We start from the raw sequence: 22,571 nt of genomic DNA on the forward strand, positions 1-22,571 counted from the left end.
GGGGTATCCGTGCTCACTACCGAGTTCTACCGCGCACCCGCGGACTGCGGGCTCGTCCGGACCGGCGCCGACGTCGCCCGTACGCCCATGCGCGCGCTGCGCGAGGAGGTTCACGACGTCCTCGTGTCCGCGCCGGTCGCCGAGGCGCGGCGCACCCGCGACCCCAGGCCGATCCACCGTTCGCTGGGCCAGGCGGGCCTGCTCGCGCCGCAGTGGCCCGAGGAGTACGGAGGACGGGGCATCAGCCAGGTCGCGGCCGCCGTGCTGGTCGAGGAACTGGCCATGCACGACGTGCCCGATCTGCTGCACACCCTCACGGTGCAGATCGTCGGCTCGACCCTGCTCAATGTCGCGAGCCCCGAGATGAAGGCCCGGCACCTGCCGGGCTTCGCGGCCGGGACGGCGTTCGGCTGTGTGCTCTTCAGCGAGCCGCAGGCCGGGTCCGACCTGAACATCCTCTCCACCCGCGCGGTCTCCGACGGCAACGGCGGCTACAAGCTGTACGGCACCAAGGTCCATTCCCTCTTCGCCCGGCTCGCCGACTACGGACTGTGCCTGGCCCGCGGCGAGAACGACGCGTTCAGCCTCTTCCTGGTTCCGCTCGCCCAGAAGGGCGTCACCATCCGGCCCATCCCCGGCATCGGCGACGACGCCTTCCACGAAGTCACCCTGGACGGCGTGGCCGTGACGGCGGACGACGTGGTCGGCGAACTCGGCCAGGGCTGGGCCATCGTGGTCAAGACCCTCGCCTTCGAACGCACCGGACTCGACTACTACGTCAAGGCCCTGCGCTGGTACCGGGCCGCCGTGGAGCGGCTCGAGGGCCACACCGACCGGCTGGAGGCCGGCCAGCACGACCAGATCGGACTGGCCAAGCTCAACGCCCGGCTGCTCGCCGCCGGCACGCTGGTCCGCCGCGTCCTCACCCGGCTGGACCGGGGCGAACTCAACGAGGACGAGGCCGCAGCCGCCAAGTGGTACACCACCGAACTCGCCGCCGAGGTGGCCTGGTGGGCCGCCGAACTCGACGGCGACCGGAGCATGACCCTCGACGACCCCGAGGTCGACGGGGTGGCACACCCACTCGATTCGGCGATGCGCGAAGCCCCCGGGATGCGGATATCCGGCGGCACCGCCGAAATGATGCTGGAGACGCTGGCCCGGCTGCGTCTCGACTCAGGGGCGGAGGTACGGCCGTGACACAGGACGCTGGGACACCGGCACAGGCGGGCGGCAGGACGGCCGAGCGGTGGCGGGAGCGGGAGGACGAGGACTCCCTCTTCCGGCAGCTGCGGCTCACCGTACGACAGGGCCTGGAGGTCGACGGGGACACGCCGGCCGGTTCCTGGGAGGCGCTGACGCAGGTCGGCGCCTGGGAGTTCGCGCTGCCCATCGACAAGGACGGGCTCGACCTCGGCCAGGCGGTCCTCGCCATGGTGTGCGAAGAGGCGGGCAACGCGATGCAGCCCGTACCGCTGCCCGACACCCTGCTCGCCCTCGACCTGCTCTCCGGTCTCGGCCCCGCCGCGCCGGGGGCGGTCGACGAGCTGCTCGACCGGGTACGGGCCGGCGAGCATCCGATTGCGGTGCCGGGCCGGCTGCCGGACCCCAGGGGCGTCGTACCGCCGGGCGTCACCTGGAAACCGGACCCGGCCACCGGAGACATCCTGCTGACCGGCACCGGCGGCCCGTTCGCCGCCGGCGTCGGCCCGGGCACGCTGCTGGTACTGGCGAGCGGGCCCGACGGCCCGTGCGTCGCGCTGGTCGCACTGCCCGCCGCGGGCGTCGAGGTGCGGCCGCTGCGCGACTACGGCGGGGGAGCGGTGGCCGGCGCCGTGTTCGACGAGGCGCGGGTGCCGGCCGAGGCCGTCGTACTGCGCGGGATCGCCGCCGAACAGGCCCTCGCCCGGGCGGGTCTGCGGGCCGCGGTCCACCAGGCCTCGCTGCTGGCCGGGATGACGGCGGCCGCGCTGACAGCGGTGGTGTCCCGGATCCGCGGCCGGCAGCAGTTCGGTCAGGCGCTGGTCAAGCACCAGGGGCCACGGCTGCGCGTGGCCGGCCTGCTGGCCCGGCTGGACGCGGTGCGCTGGGCGGTGGGCGACGCCGCCCGGGACCTCGACGAGGGCCGCCTCACGCCGGGCGAGGCAGCGGGGCTGATCGCCCTGACGGCGGAAACCACCCTCGATGTCACGCGCGACGCCGTCCATCTGCACGGCGCATCGGGCCTGGTACGGGACGGCCTGGTCGCCGCCTGCTACCGCCGCGCGGCCTGGGAGGCCCTGCGCTGCGGCCGCCCCGCCCACCTGTGGGACACGGCGGCCCACACGCCGTGACATACGGGAAGGGGCTCCCGCGTGGCGGAAGCCCCTTCCCCGGCTGAACCGCGCCGCGGTCAGGCCAAGTCGCGCCGCATCACCCAGCGGTGGCGTTTGTCGCTCTTCGCCTCCGTCTTCTTCACCCGGCGGAAGCCGGCCCGTTCGAACATCTCCATCGTCCCGACATACGCGAGCGTCGCGTTCACCCGGCCGCCCTCCGGATCGACGGGATACCCCTCGACCGCCGGCGCGCCGTGCGCGCGGGCGTGCTCGACGGCACCCTCCAGCAGGCCCGACGCGACGCCCTGGCCGCGGAAGTCCTTGCGTACGACAAAACAGGTCACCGACCACACCGGGAGTTCGTCCACCGGCGTGATCGTCTTCGAGGCGGCGAGCCGGTCGAGCTGCTTGCGCGGCGCCACATTGCACCAGCCGGCCACCTCCCCGTCCACATAGCCCAGCACTCCGGGCGGCGGATCCGCCGACTCGACGAGGGAGCGCATGTGCTTGCCGCGCTCGTCGGCGGTCATCCGCCCGTAGTCACCGGTGGACAGCCGCCAGGCCATGCACCAGCACGTGTGGGCACTCTTCTTCGGCTGAAGAACGGCCTGGAGATCGTCCCAGCGCTCCGCCGTGGCGGGTCGCACTTCTAAACTCATGCTGCCTCTTCGCTCTCTTCCGCTTTCTCCATGTGCCCCGTGCGTGCGGTGTGCTGTGTCCCGGGGCCGGCTTCACTCATAGCCGCCAGCAGGACCTCCACGGCACGTTGACACGTATTTCGTCCTACATCCAGATGGGTGACCAGCCGGACCACTCCCGGACCTGGCGCGGTCACCAGCACCTCCTGCCGGGCCGCCCTGGCCACGACGTCCTCGGCGCGGGGCGTCTCGACGAGCACGATGTTGGTCTCGGCCGGACGTACCGAGTACCCCGCGTCCCGCAGCCCCGCCGCCAGCAGGGCGGCGTTGTCGTGATCCTCGGTGATCCGTTCCCTGTGGTGGTCCAGGGCGTACAGGCCGGCGGCCGCCAGGATCCCGGACTGCCGCATACCGCCGCCCAGTCCGTGCCTCAACTTCCTGGCGTACGGCAGGCGTTCGGCGGCCAGCAGCAGCACCGAGCCGACCGGCGCCCCCAGGCCCTTCGAGAGGCATACGGAGAGCGAGTCGGCGACCGGCGCTCCGTACTGCTCCGCCGGCGTCCCGGTCGCGGCCAGCGCGTTCCAGATCCTGGCGCCGTCCATATGGACCGTGACACCCATCTCCGCGGTCAGCCTGCGCACCGCGCGCAGCGTTTCCAGCGGGTGGACCGTACCGCCGGCACGGGTGTGGGTCTGCTCGACCTCCACCGCACGGGTGCCGACGGTGTAGGCGTTCCCGGGCCGCAGAACCTCGGCGAGCGCCTCCGCGGTGACCAGGCCGCGCCCGGCCGACACGGTACGCGTCTGAATCCCCCCGTACCGCGCGGGCGACGCCTCCTCGTGCGCCAGGATGTGTGCCTCGGCGTCGCAGACCAACTCCTCGCCCGGCCCGGCCAGCAGCCGCAGGCCGATCTGGTTGGCCATCACCCCGGACGGTACGAACAGCGCGCCGGAGAAGCCGAACATACCGGCCAGCCGCTCCTCCAGCGCCCGCACCGTCGGGTCCTCGCCGAACAGGTCGTCGCCGACCTCCGCCGACGCCATCGCCGCGCGCATTCCCGGAGTCGGCCGGGTCACCGTGTCGCTGCGCAGATCGACGGTTTCGAGGCTCATGACGGTTCGTCAACTCCCTGATTACGAGGCTCGCGTGGCTCCGGAGTGAGCTTTCGGGCGGCCACCCAGTCCAGCAGTGGCAGGACCAGCCGCCAGGTCTCCCGGACCAGCTCGCCCGCGCGGGCCGTATGGACGTCGGGTCCCGGCCCGTAGCGCCGTCCGGCGTCAATCTTGCGGTGTCGCAGCAGGTCCAGCCGCGGATGGTCCGCCGGGACGCCACGTGGCCGGGACTTGAGCCGGTCTCCGCCGATCGTGAAGCCCTGGCCCGCCAACCGCTCGGTGATCGCAACCAGTTCCGCGCCGCCGTCCTCGTCCTCGACGGCGGCGCGGTAGCGGGCGACCTGGTCGCCGGCGTACGGGTAGTAGCGCCCGGAGATGTACAGCCCCTGCTGGTCCAGATGCAGCCAGAAGCCAAGACAGGGCTGCAGATCCAGATAGGCGCCCTGGTAGGTCTTGTACGGGGATTTGTCGTGGGACATCCGGGTGTCCCGGACGGGGCCGAGCACCCGCACCCCGTCCGGACCGGCGAACTCGCGGAAGACGTCGCTCAGTTCGGCGGCCAGCTCGTCCATCGGCCCGCGTACGTCGCGCTCGTACACCTCGCGGTGGCGCAGCCGCCATGCCTCCTTGGTGTTGTCGGCCGCGAGGTCCGCGTACAGGAGCAGCGCCGAGGGCGGGAAGCCGCTGAAGGTCATGACAGATAGCCTGGCAGGGGATGGCGGGCGCACAACTGCGAAACCCGGGTGCGGACCCGGTCCCGTACCGCGTCGGGCAGCGCACCGCCGGCGGCGCGCAGCGCGTCGAGGACGTCCCCGACCAGGTCGGCGCACTCGGCGGTGGCGGCCCGGTCCATGCCGCGAGCGGCCAGCGTGTTGCTGCCCAGCCGCAGCCCGCCCGTCACTCGGACGGGCGTGGTGTCGCCGGGTACGCGGTTGCGGTTGACCACGATCCCGCAGGATTCCAGGGCCTGTTCGGCGATGTCCCCGGTCAGTCCGGTCCCGCGCAGGTCGAGCAGCACCATGTGGGTGTCGGTGCCACCGGTGACCAGGCGCATCCCCCGTTCGGACATGCGCTCGGCGATGGTCTGCGCGCCGTCCGCCAGTCGCTTGGCGAGCTCGGCGAAGTCGGGGCTGGCCACGAAGGCCAGCGCCCGAGCCTTGGCCGCGACCGACGCCAGGTCGGGGGTGCCCTGGGTGAAGGGGAACACGGCGCGGCGCAGGGTCGCGGCCAGGGTGCCTCGCTCGGGGCCGGCCTTACGGGCGTCGCGGCCCAGCAGGATCAGTCCGCCGCGCGGACCGTACAGCTGCTTGTACGTGCTGGTGGTGGTGACATGGGCGTGGTCGATCGGACTGGGGTGCAGCCCGGCCGCGACGAGCCCGGCGATGTGCGAGATGTCCGCGAGCAGATAGGCGTTGGCCTCGTCCGCGATCTCCCGGAAGCGGGCGAAATCGATGCTCCGCGGATAGGCGCTCGCGCCGCACACGATCAGCTTGGGCCGGTGGGCGAGGGCCATCGTACGGATCTGGTCGTAGTCGAGGAGCCCTTCCGGCGTGACCCGGTAGCCCTTGGCCCGGTAGTAGCGGCCGGTCACCGAGGCGGGCGAGCCGTGGGTGAGATGGCCGCCGCAGTCGAGGTCCAGACCGAGCAGGGTGTCGCCCGGGCTGAGCAGCGCGGTGATGACGGCGAGGTTCGCCGAGGACCCGGAGTGCGGCTGCACGATCGCGTCCTGGGCGCCGAAGGCCGCACGGGCCCGGTCGATCGCGAGCTGCTCGATCTCGTCGGCCACCCCGCAGCCGGCGTGGTAGCGGCCGCCGGGGTAGCCCTCGGCGGTGAGGTTTCCGAGCGCGCTGCCCCCGCAGGCGAGTACGGAGGGGTCGGCGACGCTGGAGGCCGCGACCATCATCAGGGTGTCGTTCTGGCGCGCGGACTCCCGCGTCAGCAGGGCGTACAGCGACGCGTCGGCGTCCCGGAGCCGGGCCGCGGCGTGACCGGCGAACGTGACCAGATCGGGTCCGGCCGCCGCAGGCCCTGCGACGAGCAGATCGCCGTCGTCGGACGGATCGCTGACGGGCGCGGGCAGGGTGAGACTCATGACTGTCCCCTCTCGGACGTGTCCGTGGTGTCCGTGGCGTGCGTGAGGTGCTCGCCGCCGTCGTCCGTCTCCATCTCGCTGAGCGCCTCGGCCGCCGCGACGGCGCCGTCGCCGTGCTGCTCGTCCGCGGCGATCTTCCCGGCCAGTTCGCCGACCAGGGGGTTCTGGAACACGGTCTTGACAGGTACGGGCACACCCAGCAGCTCCTGCAGGAGACCGGCCAGCCGGGTGCCGCTGAGCGAATCGCCGCCCAGCTTGAAGAAGTTGTCGCCGGGAGCCACCCGGTCCAGGCCCAGGACGTCGGCCACAGCAGCGCACAGCACGAGCTCCAGGGCACTGCCCGGCTCCTCGCCGCCGTCCCGGGGAGCGGCGTCCTCGGCGGAGTGCTGACGCCCGGCGGTGGCGGCCAGCAGCAACCGGTCGACCTTGCCGTTACGGGTGAGCGGCAGCTCCGCCAGCACGGTGACTGCGGACGGGACCATGGAGGAGGGGAGCTGCTCGGCGAGGCGGGCCAGGATCGGATCGGCCGCCCCTTCCTCCCCGGTCACCACGAAGGCGTGCAGCCGGCGGACGCCGTGCGCGCTGGCCGGGGCCACCACCACGGCCGCCGCCACTCGCTCGTCCTGGCGCAGGGCCGCCTCGATCTCGCCCAGCTCGATGCGGTGGCCCTGGACCTTCACCTGGAAGTCGTCCCGGCCCAGGATCTCGATGCTGCCGTCCGGCAGATAGCGGCCCAGGTCGCCGGTCAGGTAGGCCCGTTCACCGGTCTCGGGGAGGTTGACGAACCGGCTACGGGTGCGCTCCTCGTCGTTCCAGTAGCCGAGCGCCAGCCCCACATCGCTGGCCACGGCCATCTCGCCCACGACGCCGAGCGGGCGCTCGTACGCCCTACCGTCGACGATGTAGTAGTGCTGGTTGGTGATCGGCTTGCCGTACGGGATGCTCATCCAGGACGGGTCCACCTCCCCGATCGGCTGGAACAGCGACCAGCAGATCGTCTCCGTCGGCCCGCCCGAGCCCACCACCTGGATGCGGGGGCTCTGCGCGCGCAGCCGGTCGGGCAGCGTCAGCGGAATCCAGTCACCGGAGAGGACGGACAGCCGCAGCGACTGAAGCGGCCGGCCACCGCCGCGCCGCTCCCGTACCTCGGCCTCGCCGACCAGCAGTTCCATCAGCACCGGTACGGAGTTCCACAGGGTGACCTGCTCGGCGGCCACCAGATCCGCCCAGACGTCCGGCTCCGCATGCTCGAACGGCGGCGGGACCACCACGGTGCCGCCCTGCGTCAGCACGCCGAAGACGTCGTAGACCGAGGCGTCGAAGTGCAGCCCGGAGATGGCCAGCAGCCGGTCCGCCCCGTCGACCCCGAACCGCTCGGCGACATCGCGGACCAGGTTGACCACACCGATGTGGTCGACCATCACCCCCTTCGGCTCGCCGGTCGAGCCGGAGGTGAAGATGGTGTAGGCGAGGTCCGCGGGGGTCTGGGCGGTGTCGGGTCGGGTGGCGTTGCCGACCTCGAAGTCCCGGTCCACCCGGTAGCGGCGGGCGGCCGGCGGCCAGCTGATCCGGGCGTCCAGTCCCGACTGGGTGAGGATCTTGTCGACACCGGCCTCGGCGAGCAGCCGGCGCAGCCGCTCGGGCGGTACGGACGGGTCCAGCGGCAGATAGGCGGCGCCGGAGGCGAGGATGCCGTACACCGCGGCGTACTGCTCCCAGCCCTTCTCCATGACGACGGCGACAAGCTCGCCGGGGGCCGCGCCGTGCGCGCGCAGGATACGACCGATCCGCCAGGAGTACGCGGCCAGTTCGGCGTACGTCAGCCGGCGCTTCGTGTCGACCACGGCCTCGGCGTCGGGGGTCCGCGCGGCCTGCTCGGCGAGGAGTTCGTGCAGGGTGGTGTACGGGATCTGGCCGGCCGTGTCGTTGACCTGGCGGCGCAGCGCGCGCTCGGCCGGCGGGATCAGGTCGAAGCGCTTGGTGCGCAGGCTGTCCGGGTCGTCGGTGAGCCGCTGCAGGAGGCTCACGTACACCCCGAAGGCGGCGTCGATGAAACCGGGCGCGAACGCGCCGTCGACAAAGTCCCAGATGACCCGCAACTCGCCGTCCAGCTCGCGGAGCTGGACGTCGAGGGAGACCTGCGGCGTCTGCGAGATCGAGTAGACCTCCCGGCCGAGGTCGGTCACCGGGCGGCGGGCCGGATAGTCGAGCAGGCTGGTGACGACCACGGGCATGCCGGCCTGAGCGCCCACGCCGTTCAGCCGGGTCAGCTCGCGCAGCACCCGTACGCCGTTGAACGCGCCGTGCTCCATGTCACGGCCGAGCTGGTCTCGCAGAGCGTGTGCCCGGTCCAGGAAGGTCTCGCCGGAGCTGTCGGCGACGAGCAGGACGGCATTGGTGAAGTCTCCGAGCACCCCGCCGATGCCTTCGTGCACCGAAGGGCGCTGGAACACCGGGTAGTTGAGGGTGAAGTCGGTCTCCTCGGCCCAGCACCGGATGACCTCGGCGAATGCGGCGGTGAGCAGCACCGAGGGCCTCAGGCCCGCCTCGTGCGCCCGCAAGGCGAACCGCTGCCAGTCGGCGGCGGACAGCCGGTGCTCACGCCGGTCGAAGCGGACCTCACCGTCGCGCGGTCCGCCGGCCGTCGGCAGGGACGGGGCGGGCGGCAGGGTGGGCACGCGCTCCAGCCAGTAGTCGCGGGCGGCACGGAAGGCCTCGGTGTACGGCAGGGCGTCGGCGCGCCAGTGCGCGTACTCCGCGAAGGTGATGCCGGGCTCCGGGAGTTCGGCGTCCGGGTTCTCGTACAGATCGAGCAGATCGGGGAAGAGCACCTGGAAGGCGCTGGAGGCGTCCAGCACCTGGAGGTCGATACCGAGATGGACCCGGACGGGGTTCCCCTCGCCGGGCAGCCGGATGATCCGCAGGTCGAACAGCGGCCAGCTGCCCACCGGGAAGACCACATGGCTCATCTCGGCGCGCAGCTCGGTGAGTTGCTTCTCCGCGTCCTCCTCGGGTAGACCGCGCAGGTCCAGGACCGGTATGTCGTACGGGGGCGGATCGGCCGGCACATGCTGGGTGCCGTCCGGGCTGCCGACCGCGCGGAGCATGTCGTGGCGGTCGACCACCCGGCGCCAGGCCGCCTTGAACCGCTCCGGATCGAGGTCGGCGCGCTCCCACTCGAAGTAGCCGTAGCAGCCGATACTGCCCAGCTCGACGGCTTCGCCACGCCCGATCATCAGTGCCTGCTGCGTCTCGGTCATCGGGAAGGACGCGGCTTGGCTTGCGCGGGTGTGCAAGAGGTCGGTCATGGATCCAACTCCACTCGCGGTCAAGGAAACAGGGCCGGACTACGGGCCGGGACTACGGGCCGGGACATCGCGCTGCCGGGCAGGGCGAGGCTAGGGGCGGCTGGTTAGCCGGCGGTTACGTTCCGGGGGGCCGGCGTCCGCGCCGGGGCTCTCGTGCCCTGCGGGCAGGGAGCCGGGCAGGGAGCCGGGCAGGGAGAGGGCGAACAGCCGCACCAGCGGATGGAACAGGTAGCAGGGCCGGCCCCACTCGTCGGCGCCGCTGACCTCCAGCAGTGCCGCGTCGGCGAGCGCTTCCAGCAGCCGCTCGGCGTCCGCCTCGGCGACGCTCAGCAGTACGGCCGCCTTCACCGCCGGGAACGGTGCGGGCCCGAGCCCCGCCAGCGCGGGAAACGCCTCCCGCGTCTGGTGTTCCAGGGCTCGCCAGGACGGCAGCAGTGCGGAGTGCACATCGAGGTCGCCCGAGTGCAGCTCGCTCAGCCGGGTGGCAGGATCCGCCAGCCGCCGGGCGAGCCGGTCCGGCGCGTAGTGCGGCCGGGCGGCGATCCGGGTGCCGACGATCCGCAGGGCCAGTGGCAGCCCGGCGCAGTGCTCCACGATCGCGGACGCCGCGCCGGGGGCCGCCGTCACCCGGTCGGGTCCGGCGGCCGCGGCGAGCAGTTCCAGCGAGGCCCGGGAGCCGAGCGGTTCCAGGGCGACCGTGTGCGCGCCGGCCACCGTGGGCAGTGCGGTACGACCGGTGATCAGGACCGCCGGTTCAGGGGTGTTGGGCAGCAGCGGGCCGAGCTGAGCGGCGCCGGCCGCGTTGTCCAGCAGGATCAACAGCCGCCTGCCGCCGGTCCGTTCGCGGTAGAGGCGGACCAACTCGTCCAGGTCCTCGGCGGTGGTCCCACGGGCGGGCCGGCCGAGTGCGCGCAGCAGATGACGCAGCACCCGGCGGGGGTGCTGCGGCGCGCCGTCGGGGTCCCGCAGATCGGCGTACAGCTGCCCGTCGGGGAAGTGCCGCTGGCAGCGGTGCGCCGCGTGTACGGCCAGGGCGGTCTTGCCGAGCCCCGCCATACCGGTGACCAGGACACGGCGGGGCCGGTCGGAGGCACCGGCGACCGGGGTGAGAGCCCGGCACAGCAGGTCCAGCTCGCGCTCCCGGCCGGTGAAGTCGACGGTGTCCGGGGGCAGCATCGCGGGCACGGCCGCGTGCCGGCCGGACTCCGCTGCCGGCCGTCCGGCGGGCCGTACGACGGTCCTGGTCTCCGGCTGCCGGTTGAGGCTGCCGTCGAGCAGCGCCTGATAGGTGGCCTGCAGTTCCTCGCCGGGATCCACGCCCAGTTCGTCGGCGAGCACCTCGCGGCCGTAATGGTAGAGATGAATGGCGTCGGCCTGCCGCCCGGAGCGGCACAGGGCGGTCATCAGCTGGCACCTGATGCGCTCGCGCAGCGGAAACTCGGCGACCAGGCCGGTGAGCTCGACGGTGATCTGCTCATGCCGGCCGAGCGCGAGATCCGCGGCGATCCGGTGCTCCAGGGTCACCGCCCGGGCCTCGTTGAGGCGGGGCGCCTCGGCATCGGTGAGGTACTCCGTCGTGTTGGCGAACGGGAACCCGTTCCACCGCCCCAGGGCGTCGCGCAGAAGATCTCCCGCCCTTTCGAAGTCGCCTTCGAGCAGGGCTTCGTGGCCGTCGCGGTCGAGCTGCTCGAATTCGATCAGGTCCAGCGTGGAATCGCCTATGGCCATGGCATATCCGGGTGGCCTGCGGTCGATGAGGACTTCTTCGCCGAGGAATTTCCGTAGCCTGGAAACATAGGTGTAGAGCTGGGCGCTGACGGTGGCCGGCGGTGTCCAGCCCCACAGCAGGCGGCTGAGCCGTTCGTCGGAGACGACCTCTTCGCGGGCCAGCAGGAGGGCCGCGAGCACGGTGTGCAGCTTCGCCCCGGAGAGCGGGGCCCTGCGCCCGTCCTGGCGTACCTCGACTGGACCGAGCACTCGGAATTCCATGTGCAGCCCCGTTCGTGATTCATAGGAAGAATCTCCGAACGACGCTAGAGGAGGCCGTTGTTCTCTCGATATCGTGACGATTTCACGGGGCTCCCGGCGCATGAAATCGGAGGGACAAGGAATCAAAAGGAGGCATCCCTACTGTTCCGTTCGTACCGCACCAGCGGCAATGACGGTCCACCGAAGAGGGGATTCCAGATGCGCAGCACTCGTACGGCGAAGAGAGCGACTGCCTGCCTGTTCGTGCTGGCAGGTCTGTTCGTGGGAGCGGCCGGCGGACTGGGAACCTCCGGATACTCGACGACGGTCACGAGCGCGGACGACATGCCGTGGGGCATCGTCAAGCCGGCGGGCCCGCCGTCGGGCGGCCAGCAGGGAGACATGCCGTGGGGCTGACCCGGCACCACCCGTACGACAAGAAGTCAGCTGGGCTGGTCCGCCAGCAGTAGTGTCAGCTCCTCCGCGGTGAAGGAACGTTGCGGCATCTCGCCCGCGTCACTCCCGCACTCGCTGCCGTCGCCCCGCACCGCGGCGAGCAGCCGCGCCGCCCGCGTCCGCCAGGGCTGAGCCCCCACCTCGCCGAACGCGGCATGGGCACGCCCGAATCGCTCCGCCGCCGCCGCGCTGCGGCCGCCGATCGCCTCCACGCAACCGAGGTCGGTCTCCACGCGGGCCTTCAGGAAGCGGTCGGCCAGTTCCTCCGTGATCTCCAGGGCCTGCTGCAGCGTGCCCCCCGCCGCTGACAGCAGGCCCTGGCTCCACTGTGTCTGGCCCAGCCCGCGCAGCGCGTGGGCCTCGCCGACCCGGTCGCCCTCCTTGCGGGTGAGCTGGAGCACCTCCCGGAACGATTCCGCCGCCTCATCCAGCTCGCCGGCCCGCAGCCGGGCCTCGGCCAGCCGGTAGATGCCCTGTGCCTCGGCGCGTACGGATCCGGTACGGCGGCTCAGTGCCACCGCCTCGACGGCGAGGGGCAGAGCCCTTTCCACCTGGCCCCGGTCCAGCTCGATCTGGGCGAGGAAACCGAGCAGATGGGCCTCGTTCCCGGTGTCACCGCACTCGTGGAAGCCGTCCAGTGCGGCCCGGCAGCACTCCAGCGCCCGGTGCCAGTCCCCCTGAAACCGGGCGCACATGGCCAGATTGCGCTGCGCCAGCGCCGCGCCGGGTACGTCCCCCGTCTCCCGGAACAGCCGCAGCGCGGCGATGTTCCAGCCCTCGGCCTGCTCGTACCGCCTCTGGTAGATGGCGAGCGACCCCAGCAGCCGCAGCATGATCGCCTCGCCCGGCCGGTCGCCGGTGCGCCGCGCCGACGACAGGGCCGCTTCGGCGCAGCGCTGCCAGTCCTCCAGATAGTTCTTGGTCTCGAAGTGCGGTACGGCGCTCTCGGTCAGCGCCCACGCGTACCGGGCCCTGCCCGTCTCCGCCGCATGCGCGACGACATCCGTGATGGTCGCGCGCTCGGACTCGAACCAGTCCAGCGGCGCGGTCAGCAGTTCGTCGGCCTGGTCCGGCAGGAAGTGCGGAGCGGGCGCGGGTGCGCGGCCGACGGGAAAGTCGCGCCCGTCCATCCGCCGGTGCGCCTCCTCGGCGAGCCACAGCCAGGCGGCGAAGGTGCGCTCGAGCGCCGCGTCGCACTCCTCCTCGGGTTCGTCGGCCTCCGCACGCTCCCGCGCGAACAGCCGCAGCAGATCCTGGAAGCGATAGCGGGCCGCCCGGCCCGGCTCGGTGTCGGCGACCTCGAGCAGCTGCGCGTCGACGAGCTGATCGATCAGCTCCTCCGCGTGCCACACGTCGGTGTCGAGGACCGCCGCCCCGGCCCAGGCCGCGAAGTCGGCGGTGCGCAGCAGCCCGAGCCGGCGGTACATCCGGGCCGTCTCCGGGGGAAGGTCACGGTACGTGAGCCGGAAGCCCGCGCGTACTCCGCCTTCGCTCGGACTCAGTTCGTCCAGCCGCCGTCGCTGGTCCCGCAGGCGCTCCACCAGACTCCGTACGCTCAGATTGGGCTTGGCGGCCAGCCGGGCGCCGGCGATCCGAAGGGCGAGCGGAAGGCAGTCGCAGAGCGCGCTCAGCTGTTCCACGGCCACCGGATCGCTGCCGAACCGGTCGGCTCCGGCGATCTTCGTCAGCAGGGTGGTCGCCTCGGTCGGTCCGAGGACCCGCAGCCTGATCCGCAGCGTCGTGTAGTCACCGGTCAGATCGTCGAGCGCCTCCCGGCTGGTGGCCAGCACCACGCTGCGGCCGCCGCCCGGAAGGAGCGGTCTCAGCTGGGTGAAGGAACGCACGTTGTCCAAGACGATCAGGGTCCTGCGAGTGCTGAGGAGGCTGCGGAACAGAGCCGCCCGCTCGTCCGGCTCCGCCGGGATCTGCGGAGCGGGCATCCCGAGGGCGCGCAGAAAGCGGTCGAGTACCGCGGCCGGGGAGACCGGCGCGTGCTCCTCGTCGTATCCGCGGAGGTCGGCGAAGAGCTGACCGTCCGGGAACCGGTCCGCGGCCTGACTCGCCCAGTGCACGGCCAGGGCGGTCTTCCCCACACCGCCCACTCCGACGATGGTCGCCACGGCCGGTGCGTGGAGGCTGTAGGGCTCTCTCAGCATCCGGTCCAGCGAGGCCAGTTCCCGCTGACGGCCGGTGAATCCCATGACATCGGCGGGCAGTTGTGCCGGAACGGTCTGCGGCGCGACGGGTCGGATCGGTCCGGCGGCGGGGGGACGGGTCAGCTCGGGCGAGTCCTGGAGGATGAGGTCGTGCAGCTGCTGGAGGGCGGGGCCCGGCTCGATGCCGAGCTCCTCGATGAGCAAGCGCCGGCCCTGCCGGAAGACGTCCAGGGCCTCGGCCCGCTGCCCCGAGCGGTACAGCGCCAGCATCAGATGTTCACGCGACTGCTCGCGCAGCGGATGCTGCTGGACCAGCTCGGTGAGCTCCCCGGTCAGCGCGCGGTGCCGGCCCAGCTCCAGCATCAGCCCGGCCCGTTCCTCGATCAGGTCGAGCCGCATCTGCTCCAGGCGGGTGGCCTCCGCCTCGATCCGCTCACCGGCCAGTTCGTCGAGCGCCGACCCCCGCCATTGGTTCAGCGCCTCCTCCAGCAGGGCGCAGGCATCCTCGGCCCGGCCGTGCCGCGCGGCGTCCCGGCCCCGCTCGGCCTCTTCCATGAACTCCAGTACGTCGATGCGGTGTTCACCCCTGGCGAGCGCATAGCCCGGGGGAGAGGTGAGCAGCAGGTCGGTCACCCCGGCCTGCTTGAAGGTCTTGCGCAGCGTGGCGACACAGATCGCGATCTGGTTGCGGGCGGTCGCGGGAGGGGATTCCGGCCAAACAGCGTCCACGAGGGTGTCGACGGACACAGTCCGGTCCGCGGAGAGCAACAGCATCGCGAGAACCGTGGACTGGCGCCGGCCGTGGATGCGCAGCGGTCCCTCGCAGGTCTGGACCAGCAATGGACCCAGCATTCTGAAGACGAACTGATTCAAAAGACCCCCCGGCCCAAGGACCACCTGCGTGAGGGCGGTAACGGTACCGCAAAGAAGTTAACTTGATGAGGGCATAACACCCCAGTGCGGAGGGGCTAATTCAAGCCGGTCCGGACGATGAACGCGCGGGGGGAACGTCCGCCTCGGAGGCGATGGAGCGCAGTGCGAGGGACAGCTCCCGCAGCAACTCGACGGCCCTGCGGAACTCCGGTTCTCCGCCGAGTTCCTCGCACAGATGCTGGGCCAGACCGGCGTGGCCGGCGTCGATCCCGCGCATCGCGGCCACTCCGTCGCCGGTGGCCGTCAGCAGCTTGGCCCGCCGGTGGGCCGGATTCTCCCGGTAGACCGCGAGGCCCTGCTCCACCAGCAGATCCGCGATGCGCTGCACACTCTGCCGGGTGACCCCCAGGCTTCGGCCGATGCCCGAGACGGACATCGGCTCGGCCACCACCACGCCGAGTATCTGCCACCGTGCGGCGCTCAGTCCGGAAGGAAGCGTCAACTGGTCGAGTACGGCGGTGAACCTGCCGTTCAGCCGGAAGACGGCCACGGCGGCGCGGCTGAACGCCTCGACATCACGCAGGCCGGCACGGCCGTCTTCGTCGGACTTCGCGTTACGCACCGCAGCCCCCTCCGTCAGGACTTGGCAGCCAGACCGGCGTTCGAGGCCAAGCGGTTGATCGTAGGATTCTGCATGCTCCCGATCAACCGGACTTACCCGACAGGGAGTTCGGCGCGCCTCGCAACAAAGACAGTCCGCGGACAGGAAAGCGCAGTTGAACACCTCACCCGGCACGCCGCACCGCATGGACCCGGCCGGCGGCTGCCCGCACGCGGCCAACGCCGGGCTGCTCGCCCAAGGCGCGGGCACCTCGAGAAAGCCCTGGCCGTCTGGCGGGGTCCCGTCCTGGACGGCATTCCCGGCTCGCTGGAGATCAACTCGTTCGCGGCCGTCGAGGAAGAGAAACGGCTCAACTGCGTCGAGCTGCACATCGATTCCGCCCTGGCGCTCGGCCGCCACCACGCGGTGATCGAGGAACTCAACGGCCTCGTGGTCCAGCACCCCCTGCGAGAGCCCTTCTACCGGCAGCTGATGGTCGCCCTGTACCGGGTGGGCCGCCAGGGTGACGCGCTGGGCGTCCACCGCGGGGCGCGCCGGGTCATCAGGGAAGAACTCGGCATCGAACCCGGCCGCCCGCTGCGCCTCGCGCAGGAGGCCGTTCTCCGGGCCGACCCGGCCCACCTCGAGGCCGTCGGCGTCACGCCTTCCCTTCGCTGAGGGGCGGCGGCGGCCCTGCCGGCGGACACCCGGTCAGGACTCCTCGGACTCCGGGATCAGGTGCATCGCCGCCTCCTCGGCCGAGGCGGCGCCGTCGATGCCGATGTCATGAGCGATCAAGGACTTCTCGAGGATCGAGTGGGCACCCTCGTCCGGGGCCACCAGACGGCCGGCTCGCTCCTCGCCCACCTCGTTGTCGATCAGCTCGCCGTCGGTGTCCCACGTGTCGCCGAGCCCGTCCCCCTCGGGGACGGAGACCTCCTGCGCCTCCCGGGCCAGCCGCTCGTCGAGCGTCTCGCCCCGATGCTGCTCGGACGCCGTGGTCCCCACCTCCTCCACGGCCCAGGGCCGCTCGGGCGGGGAGTACCCGTCACCGGTGATCTCCCTCGCGGGATCCTCGAGGGTGTCCTCGGCGTCCAGCAGCCCGGCGTCGTCCTGCACCTCGGACCCGTCCGGCTGGTAGACGTCGTCGCCCATCGCGCTCTCGGTCATGGCTCCTCCTCTCGCCCCTGCCCTTCCAGTCTCCGTCCGCCTGCCGCCCCCGGCACCTGACGGTGTCGTCGGGGCCTCCCGCCGGGCCGTACACTCCGAGCATGGGTTGCATACATGCCGTGAGGGAGTGCCTGGGACAGGCCCTTCGCGTGCTGCGCCCGATCGCGCCCCTGGCCTGCTGCCGGGCGCTGCACGGCCACGGCTAGCGGTCCCCGCCAGCCGTTTTCCGGGGGCCTTTGGCTGTCCTCCACCCAGCCCGGGGATGTCCTTCCTCGCGGCCTGATCCGCCGCACCTTCGAGAGGACCCCTGTGAAGTTGAGCGAACTGCTGGCCGGGTACGACCATGAGGTACTCCACGGCGATCCGGAGACGAGGATCACCGCCGGCACGTGCTTCGACGCCCATCGCGTCTCGCCGGGTTCGCTGTTCATCGCCGTGCCAGGCCACCGGGAGGGTGGGCCGGAGGCTGTCGGACCGGCCCTCGCCCGTGGCGCGGTGGCGGTGCTCATGGAAGGCGTCGCCGGCGCGGCACCGGACCTCCCAGCCTCGGTGCCGGCGTCCGCCACCGGGCTGTGCGTCGTCCGCGTGCAGGACGCCCGGAAGGCGGCCGCGGTCGTCACCTCCCGGTACTACGGCGAGCCCGGTCGGGAGATGGACATGGTGGCCGTCACCGGCACCAACGGGAAGACGTCGGTGTCGTACATGGTCGAGTCGCTGCTGCGGATCGCCGAGGGCGCGAACGTGGGAGTCATCGGGACGGCCGGCAGCCGGATCGGGGACGAGGTGATCCCCATGCCGAGATCGGTGCTGACCACGCCGGAGTCGCCGGACTTCCAGTATCTGCTGGGGCGCATGCGCGACCGCGAGGTCGCCACGGTGGTCCTGGAGGCCACCTCGATGGGTCTGCTGACCCACCGGGTGGACCAGGCGTTCATCGACATCGGCATCTTCACCAACCTCACGCAGGACCACCTGGACGACCACGGCACCATGGAGAATTACCGGGACGCCAAACTCCGCCTGTTCCAGGGACTCTGCCGGCGTGCGGTGGTCAACGCGGACGACCCGGTCGGCGCCTCGATCCTGGCGATGATGCCGGGTGAGGTGACCACGTACGCCCTGGACGCCGAGGCCGACTACCGGGCGACCGACCTCCTCATGACGGCCGTCGGCACCCGGTTCCTCCTCCACCACGGCGGCCGGACCTATCCGGCGGCCATGCCGGTACCCGGGCGGTTCTCGGTGGCCAACGCGCTGGCCACCCTGGCGGCCTGCCATCTCCTGGGCCATGATCTCGAAGGGCTGGTCGCGGCGCTCGACCGGATGCCGCCGGTCCCGGGACGGTTCGAACGCTTCGAGACGCCGCGCGGAACGTCGGTGATCGTGGACTACGCGCACTCACCGGACTCCCTGGACAAGGTGCTGACCGCCATCCGCGACTTCGCCCCCGGCCGGGTCATCACCGTCTTCGGCTGCGGCGGCGACCGGGACGTCACCAAGCGCGCCCGGATGGGCGAGATCGCCGGAACCTACTCGGATCTGTGCGTCCTCACCTCGGACAACCCCCGCAACGAGGACCCCGAGAAGATCCTGGACCAGATCGCCCCGGGTCTCGCCGGGACCGGCACCCGCTTCGAGCGGATCGCCGACCGCCGTTCCGCGATCGCCTTCGCGCTGTCCGCCGCAGAGCGGTACGACATCGTCCTCATCGCGGGGAAGGGCAGCGAGCCGTACCAGATCGTCGGCGAACAGCTGCTCCCGTTCAGCGACATGGCGACGGTACGGGAACTCGCCGCCACGCCGTAGCCGGTGCGCCGGGGCCCGGCCCACGGTCGGCGCAATCCCTCCGGGCGCGGCCGGGCTGTACCGACACTGGCGCGACGCCGCCGCACCTGAGGAGCCCGCCGTGCAGTCGAAGCCAGGAGGCGCCCTGACAGCCGTCATGGTGGCGCTGACGATGACGACCGGCATGGTCGAGGCAGTCAGCTTCCTCGCCCTCGGGCCCGTGTTCACCGCGATGCAGACCGGCAACGTGCTGTTCCTCGGGTTCGCCCTCGTGCGCGAGGGCGGGCTGTCCGCCGTGGCGTCCTCGGTCTCGCTCGGGGCGTTCGCCGTCGGCGCGGTAGCCGGCGCCAGGCTGGCGTCGAGGGTGGACGCCCGGCAGCGCCGGTGGTTCGTCGTGGCCCTGTTCGTGGAGGGGGCGCTGCTGGTCGCCGCGGCGCTCGCGGCCTGGGGGCTCGAGCGGGCGGGCGGCTCGCCCTCCGGCCGGCATGTGGTGGTGATCGCCATGGTGGCGCTCGCCATGGGCGTACGCAACGTGACCACGCTGCGCGCCCATGTGCCGGATCTGCCGACCACGCTGGTCACCCGGGCCATGACCGCCATGATCAGCGGATCGCCTCTCGGACACGACACCGCGCTCGGCTACGGCACCGGTGCCACGGCCCGCAGGGCCGCCTCGGTTCTGGCGATGTTCGCGGGCGGCCTGCTGGGTGCGTGGCTGATCCGCACGGACTGGCCCCCGGCCGGTGTGCTGCTCCTGGTGGCGGGGAGCGTCGTCGCCATCGCCGTCGCGTACGCCACCGCGCCCCGGTTCGGCAGGCCTGGAGCGCGGTGACGCCGTCGGATCAGAAGCTGAACACCGTGCCGCTGCCGCTGTCCTTGGCGCACGGGTTGCCGAAGGTGTGGACGTAGGAGAGGCGCTTGCCCTCCCACACCCCGTCCGCCGTCACGGTCACCGGGTCCCACTCCTTGGTACAGGTGGCGTGCGAGCCCGGCCTGGTGATGGCGTCGAACCGGGCTTCGTTGGCGCTGAGTTCGGCGCAGGCGCCGTCCGGGTCGGGGTGCGTCCCGCTCGGGGTGGGCGCACAGCTGAGGGTCACCGCGCGCTGCACCGTTCCGCTCTCGGGGTCGGCGCCCTCGGTGATGGTGAGCACCAGGGCGGACGGCGCGTACAGGCTGTCCGCCCCGGACTGCGTGGCACCGGCGATGCCGGTGCCGGGCAGCGCGGTGAGCGCCATGGTGGCGGCTACAAGCGTCAGACTCCTTGCGGTGTACCGCATTTCGAACACTCCTCGGGGTCGAAGTTTCGGAAATCGGACGCGAGTCTTGCTCACGCAGGCGAAGGTCACTTCACCCTACGACCAGATCCGGTCGCTCCACGTGAGGGCTCGAGTGCAGGTTGTGGCCACCGGGGTGGCTCTGACCTGTGGGGCAGCCAACTCGGCAATCGGCCGAAGAAAGCCGTACCCGGTGGTTGATCAATCGAATGTAAGGTCAGGAAATACTTGAACCGTTGATTGCCAGGCAGGGGCCGGTTTCAGCCGTGCCACACGGTCGTGGTGTTGCAGAACTCCCGGATGCCGTGGCCCGACAGCTCACGCCCGTAGCCGGACCGCTTGACGCCGCCGAACGGGAACGCGGGGTGCGAGGCCGTCATGCCGTTGAAGAACACGCCGCCCGCCTCCAGGTCCCGTACGAACCGCCGCACCTCGCCCTCGTCGCGGGTCCACACGTTCGAACTCAGCCCGAAGGGTGAGTCGTTGGCGACGTCCACGGCCTCGTCGAGACCCGAAACCCGGTAGAGGGTGGCCACCGGCCCGAACGCCTCCTCATGATGGATGCGCATGCCGGGAGTGATGCCGGCCAGCACGGTGGGGGAGTAGAACCAGCCACGGTCCTGGTCCGCGGGGCGCCCGCCCCCGCACAGGGCCGTCGCGCCCTTGCGCACGGCGTCCTCCACCAGCTCCTCGACATCGGCGCGGCCCTGCTCGCTGGCCAGCGGGCCGACATCGGTGGCCTCCACCATCGGGTCGCCCACGGTCAAGGCCGCCATCCGGGCCGTGAAGCGCTCGGCGAACGCGTCGTAGACGTCCGTGTGGACGATGAAACGCTTGGCGGCGATGCAGGACTGCCCGTTGTTCTGCACCCGCGCCGTCACGGCGGTCCCGGCGGCCCGCTCGATGTCGGCCGACGGCATCACCACGAACGGGTCGCTGCCGCCCAGTTCCAGGACCGTCTTCTTGACCTCGTCACCGGCGATCGACGCCACCGAACGGCCGGCCGGCTCACTGCCGGTGAGCGTCGCCGCCGCCACCCGGTCGTCGCGCAGAATCGCCTCGATCGCGCCGGAACCCACCAACAGCGTCTGGAAGCACCCCTCGGGGAAGCCCGCCCGCCGGAAGAGCTCGCCCAGGTACAAGGCGGTCTGCGGCACATTCGAAGCGTGCTTGAGCAGCCCGACATTGCCGGCCATGAGCGCGGGAGCCGCGAACCGTACGACCTGCCACAGCGGGAAGTTCCACGGCATCACGGCCAGTACGACGCCGAGCGGCCGGTAGTGCACCCGGGCCCCGGACGCGCCCGAGTCCCGTACATCGGCGTCCGAGGGGTGCTCGTCGGCCAGCAGCGACTCGGCGTGTTCGGCGTACCAGCGCATCGCCTTCGCGCACTTCGCCGCCTCCGCGCGCGCGGCGGCGATCGGCTTGCCCATCTCGGTCGTCATCGTGCGGGCGATGTCCTCCTGGTCCCCCTCCAGAAGACCGGCCGCCGCATTGAGCATCCGTGCTCGTTCGGCGAAATCGGTCGTACGGTACTGGCGGAACGCGCTCGCGGCAGCGGCCAGCCGGCGCTCGATCTCGTCGGCGCTCAGCTCGTCGAACGTGCGGAGCGTTTCACCGGTCGCGGGATTCACCGTCGCGATGGGCATGGGTGTGTCCTCCTTGAGCTCGCTCCACCGACCTTGCCGCGCCCCGGTCGCTCCCGCAACGCGGGATGCGGTGGCCCGGTACGTCGCCGAGACTGGGCGGGAAGGTGCCCGGAGGTGAAGGAGTCGCGCATGGAGCCGGAGGAGGCGCTGGACCGGATCGCCTTTCTCCTGGAGCGTTCCCTGGCGGAGACCTACCGGGTACGGGCCTTCCGCAATGCCGCAACGGCCCTGGCCGGCCTGACCGTGGACGAGGTACGGCGCCGGGCCGCGGCCGGAACGCTGGAGAAGGTCAAGGGCATCGGGCCCAAGACCGCCCGGGTCGTGGAGGAGGCGCTGACCGGCGAGGTGCCCGGATACCTCCGGCGGCTGGAGGAAGAAGCGGCGGAGCCGCTGGCCGACGGCGGGGAACGGCTGCGCGCCGCGCTGCGCGGTGACTGCCACCTGCACTCGGACTGGTCGGACGGCGGAAGCCCCATCGAGGAGATGGGCCGGGCAGCCGCCGCGCTGGGGCACGACTGGGCCGTACTCACCGACCACTCGCCCAGCCTCACGGTGGCGCGCGGGCTGACGGCCGAGCGGCTGCGCGAACAGCTGGAGATCGTGGCGCGGCTCAACCGGGAGTGGGCGCCCTTCCGCCTGCTCACCGGCATCGAATGCGACATCCTGCTGGACGGCTCGCTCGATCAGGACCCGGAGCTGCTGGAACAGCTCGACGTCGTCGTCGCCTCCGTCCACTCCAAGCTGCGTATGGACTCCGCCGCGATGACCCGGCGGATGATCAAGGCGATCGAGAATCCGCTGACCGATGTGCTCGGCCACTGCACCGGCCGACTGCTCGCGGGCCGGAAGCGGCCCGAATCGGAGTTCGACGCGGAGCGGGTGTTCGCCGCCTGCGCCGAACACGGCACGGCGGTGGAGATCAACAGCCGCCCCGAGCGGCAGGACCCGCCCCGGCGTCTGATCCGCCAGGCGCTGGCCGCGGGAGCGTTCTTCACGGTCGACACGGACGCGCACGCGCCGGGCCAGCTCGACTGGCAGATCATCGGCTGTGCCCGCGCCGAGGACTGCGAGGTGCCGGCGGAACGGGTGGTGAACACCTGGACCGCGGACCAGGTACGGGACTGGACCCGCACGCGCCGCCCGCCGGCCTGATCCGCCCGCCGGCCTGATCCGG

General features: G+C 71.7%; 18 protein-coding genes. 7 read left to right on the forward strand and 11 right to left on the reverse strand.

The window, feature by feature from the left end:
- The first annotated feature begins 9 nt into the window (after window positions 1-9).
- The gene (locus NLX86_RS21585; RefSeq protein WP_254373398.1) at window positions 10-1,200 is read left to right on the forward strand and encodes an acyl-CoA dehydrogenase family protein; all 1,191 of its coding nucleotides are present in this window, start codon (window positions 10-12) and stop codon (window positions 1,198-1,200) included.
- A complete protein-coding gene (locus NLX86_RS21590; protein ID WP_254373399.1) occupies window positions 1,197-2,333 on the forward strand; it encodes an acyl-CoA dehydrogenase family protein in 1,137 nt (378 codons plus the stop codon). The genes NLX86_RS21585 and NLX86_RS21590 overlap by 4 nt, the downstream gene beginning before the upstream one ends.
- Before the next feature lie 59 nt (window positions 2,334-2,392).
- Here the strand turns inward: NLX86_RS21590 and NLX86_RS21595 are convergent, their stop codons facing one another.
- The 6 genes from NLX86_RS21595 to NLX86_RS21620 form a co-directional block, all read right to left on the reverse strand.
- Entirely contained in the window at window positions 2,393-2,974 is a 582-nt protein-coding gene (locus NLX86_RS21595; protein WP_254373400.1) for a GNAT family N-acetyltransferase, read from the reverse strand.
- Window positions 2,971-4,065 carry a low specificity L-threonine aldolase gene (locus NLX86_RS21600; RefSeq protein ID WP_254373401.1) on the reverse strand — a complete coding sequence of 365 codons (1,095 nt, stop codon included), beginning with the start codon at window positions 4,063-4,065 and terminating at the stop codon, window positions 2,971-2,973. The genes NLX86_RS21595 and NLX86_RS21600 overlap by 4 nt, the downstream gene beginning before the upstream one ends.
- Complete coding sequence (locus NLX86_RS21605; RefSeq protein WP_254373402.1) at window positions 4,062-4,760, reverse strand: DUF2461 domain-containing protein; 699 nt, start codon at window positions 4,758-4,760, stop codon at window positions 4,062-4,064. The genes NLX86_RS21600 and NLX86_RS21605 overlap by 4 nt, the downstream gene beginning before the upstream one ends.
- Window positions 4,757-6,157, reverse strand: a complete 1,401-nt coding sequence (glyA, locus tag NLX86_RS21610) for a serine hydroxymethyltransferase (protein WP_254373403.1) — start codon at window positions 6,155-6,157, stop codon at window positions 4,757-4,759. The genes NLX86_RS21605 and glyA overlap by 4 nt, the downstream gene beginning before the upstream one ends.
- Window positions 6,154-9,465 carry an amino acid adenylation domain-containing protein gene (locus NLX86_RS21615; RefSeq protein ID WP_254373404.1) on the reverse strand — a complete coding sequence of 1,104 codons (3,312 nt, stop codon included), beginning with the start codon at window positions 9,463-9,465 and terminating at the stop codon, window positions 6,154-6,156. The genes glyA and NLX86_RS21615 overlap by 4 nt, the downstream gene beginning before the upstream one ends.
- Before the next feature lie 90 nt (window positions 9,466-9,555).
- On the reverse strand, window positions 9,556-11,454 hold the full coding sequence (locus tag NLX86_RS21620; RefSeq protein WP_254373405.1) for a BTAD domain-containing putative transcriptional regulator: 1,899 nt from the start codon (window positions 11,452-11,454) through the stop codon (window positions 9,556-9,558).
- Window positions 11,455-11,652: 198 nt separating this feature from the next.
- On the opposite strand from NLX86_RS21620, the gene NLX86_RS21625 reads away from it, so the two are divergent.
- Window positions 11,653-11,850 carry a hypothetical protein gene (locus NLX86_RS21625; RefSeq protein ID WP_254373406.1) on the forward strand — a complete coding sequence of 66 codons (198 nt, stop codon included), beginning with the start codon at window positions 11,653-11,655 and terminating at the stop codon, window positions 11,848-11,850.
- A 26-nt stretch (window positions 11,851-11,876) separates the two neighbouring features.
- Here the strand turns inward: NLX86_RS21625 and NLX86_RS21630 are convergent, their stop codons facing one another.
- Window positions 11,877-14,897, reverse strand: coding sequence for a BTAD domain-containing putative transcriptional regulator (locus NLX86_RS21630; RefSeq protein WP_254373407.1), 3,021 nt, complete (start codon window positions 14,895-14,897; stop codon window positions 11,877-11,879).
- Between the two features lie 121 nt (window positions 14,898-15,018).
- The gene (locus NLX86_RS21635) at window positions 15,019-15,540 is read right to left on the reverse strand and encodes a helix-turn-helix domain-containing protein (RefSeq protein WP_254373408.1); all 522 of its coding nucleotides are present in this window, start codon (window positions 15,538-15,540) and stop codon (window positions 15,019-15,021) included.
- Between the two features lie 261 nt (window positions 15,541-15,801).
- Here NLX86_RS21635 and NLX86_RS21640 point away from each other — a divergent pair, with 261 nt between their 5' ends.
- Window positions 15,802-16,197, forward strand: a complete 396-nt coding sequence (locus tag NLX86_RS21640) for an AfsR/SARP family transcriptional regulator (protein ID WP_374213928.1) — start codon at window positions 15,802-15,804, stop codon at window positions 16,195-16,197.
- 33 nt (window positions 16,198-16,230) lie between these two features.
- On the opposite strand, the gene NLX86_RS21645 is transcribed toward NLX86_RS21640, so the two are convergent.
- Window positions 16,231-16,689, reverse strand: a complete 459-nt coding sequence (locus NLX86_RS21645; RefSeq protein ID WP_254373410.1) for a DUF5709 domain-containing protein — start codon at window positions 16,687-16,689, stop codon at window positions 16,231-16,233.
- Window positions 16,690-16,998: 309 nt separating this feature from the next.
- Here NLX86_RS21645 and NLX86_RS21650 point away from each other — a divergent pair, with 309 nt between their 5' ends.
- Window positions 16,999-18,495: a UDP-N-acetylmuramoyl-L-alanyl-D-glutamate--2,6-diaminopimelate ligase gene (locus NLX86_RS21650; RefSeq protein WP_254373411.1), complete on the forward strand. Its 1,497-nt coding sequence runs from the start codon at window positions 16,999-17,001 to the stop codon at window positions 18,493-18,495.
- A 100-nt stretch (window positions 18,496-18,595) separates the two neighbouring features.
- Window positions 18,596-19,306 carry a YoaK family protein gene (locus NLX86_RS21655; protein WP_254373412.1) on the forward strand — a complete coding sequence of 237 codons (711 nt, stop codon included), beginning with the start codon at window positions 18,596-18,598 and terminating at the stop codon, window positions 19,304-19,306.
- A gap of 10 nt (window positions 19,307-19,316) precedes the next feature.
- On the opposite strand, the gene NLX86_RS21660 is transcribed toward NLX86_RS21655, so the two are convergent.
- Together NLX86_RS21660 and NLX86_RS21665 are read right to left on the reverse strand one after the other, a co-directional pair.
- Complete coding sequence (locus NLX86_RS21660) at window positions 19,317-19,751, reverse strand: subtilase-type protease inhibitor (RefSeq protein WP_254373413.1); 435 nt, start codon at window positions 19,749-19,751, stop codon at window positions 19,317-19,319.
- A 257-nt stretch (window positions 19,752-20,008) separates the two neighbouring features.
- Window positions 20,009-21,397 carry an NADP-dependent succinic semialdehyde dehydrogenase gene (locus NLX86_RS21665; RefSeq protein ID WP_254373414.1) on the reverse strand — a complete coding sequence of 463 codons (1,389 nt, stop codon included), beginning with the start codon at window positions 21,395-21,397 and terminating at the stop codon, window positions 20,009-20,011.
- Window positions 21,398-21,526: 129 nt separating this feature from the next.
- Between NLX86_RS21665 and NLX86_RS21670 the strand changes: the two genes are divergently transcribed.
- Window positions 21,527-22,549, forward strand: a complete 1,023-nt coding sequence (locus NLX86_RS21670) for a PHP domain-containing protein (protein WP_254373489.1) — start codon at window positions 21,527-21,529, stop codon at window positions 22,547-22,549.
- Window positions 22,550-22,571: the final 22 nt, after the last annotated feature.

Origin of the sequence: Streptomyces sp. A3M-1-3, assembly GCF_024213665.1 — a bacterium.
Taxonomy (GTDB): Bacteria; Actinomycetota; Actinomycetes; order Streptomycetales; family Streptomycetaceae; genus Streptomyces.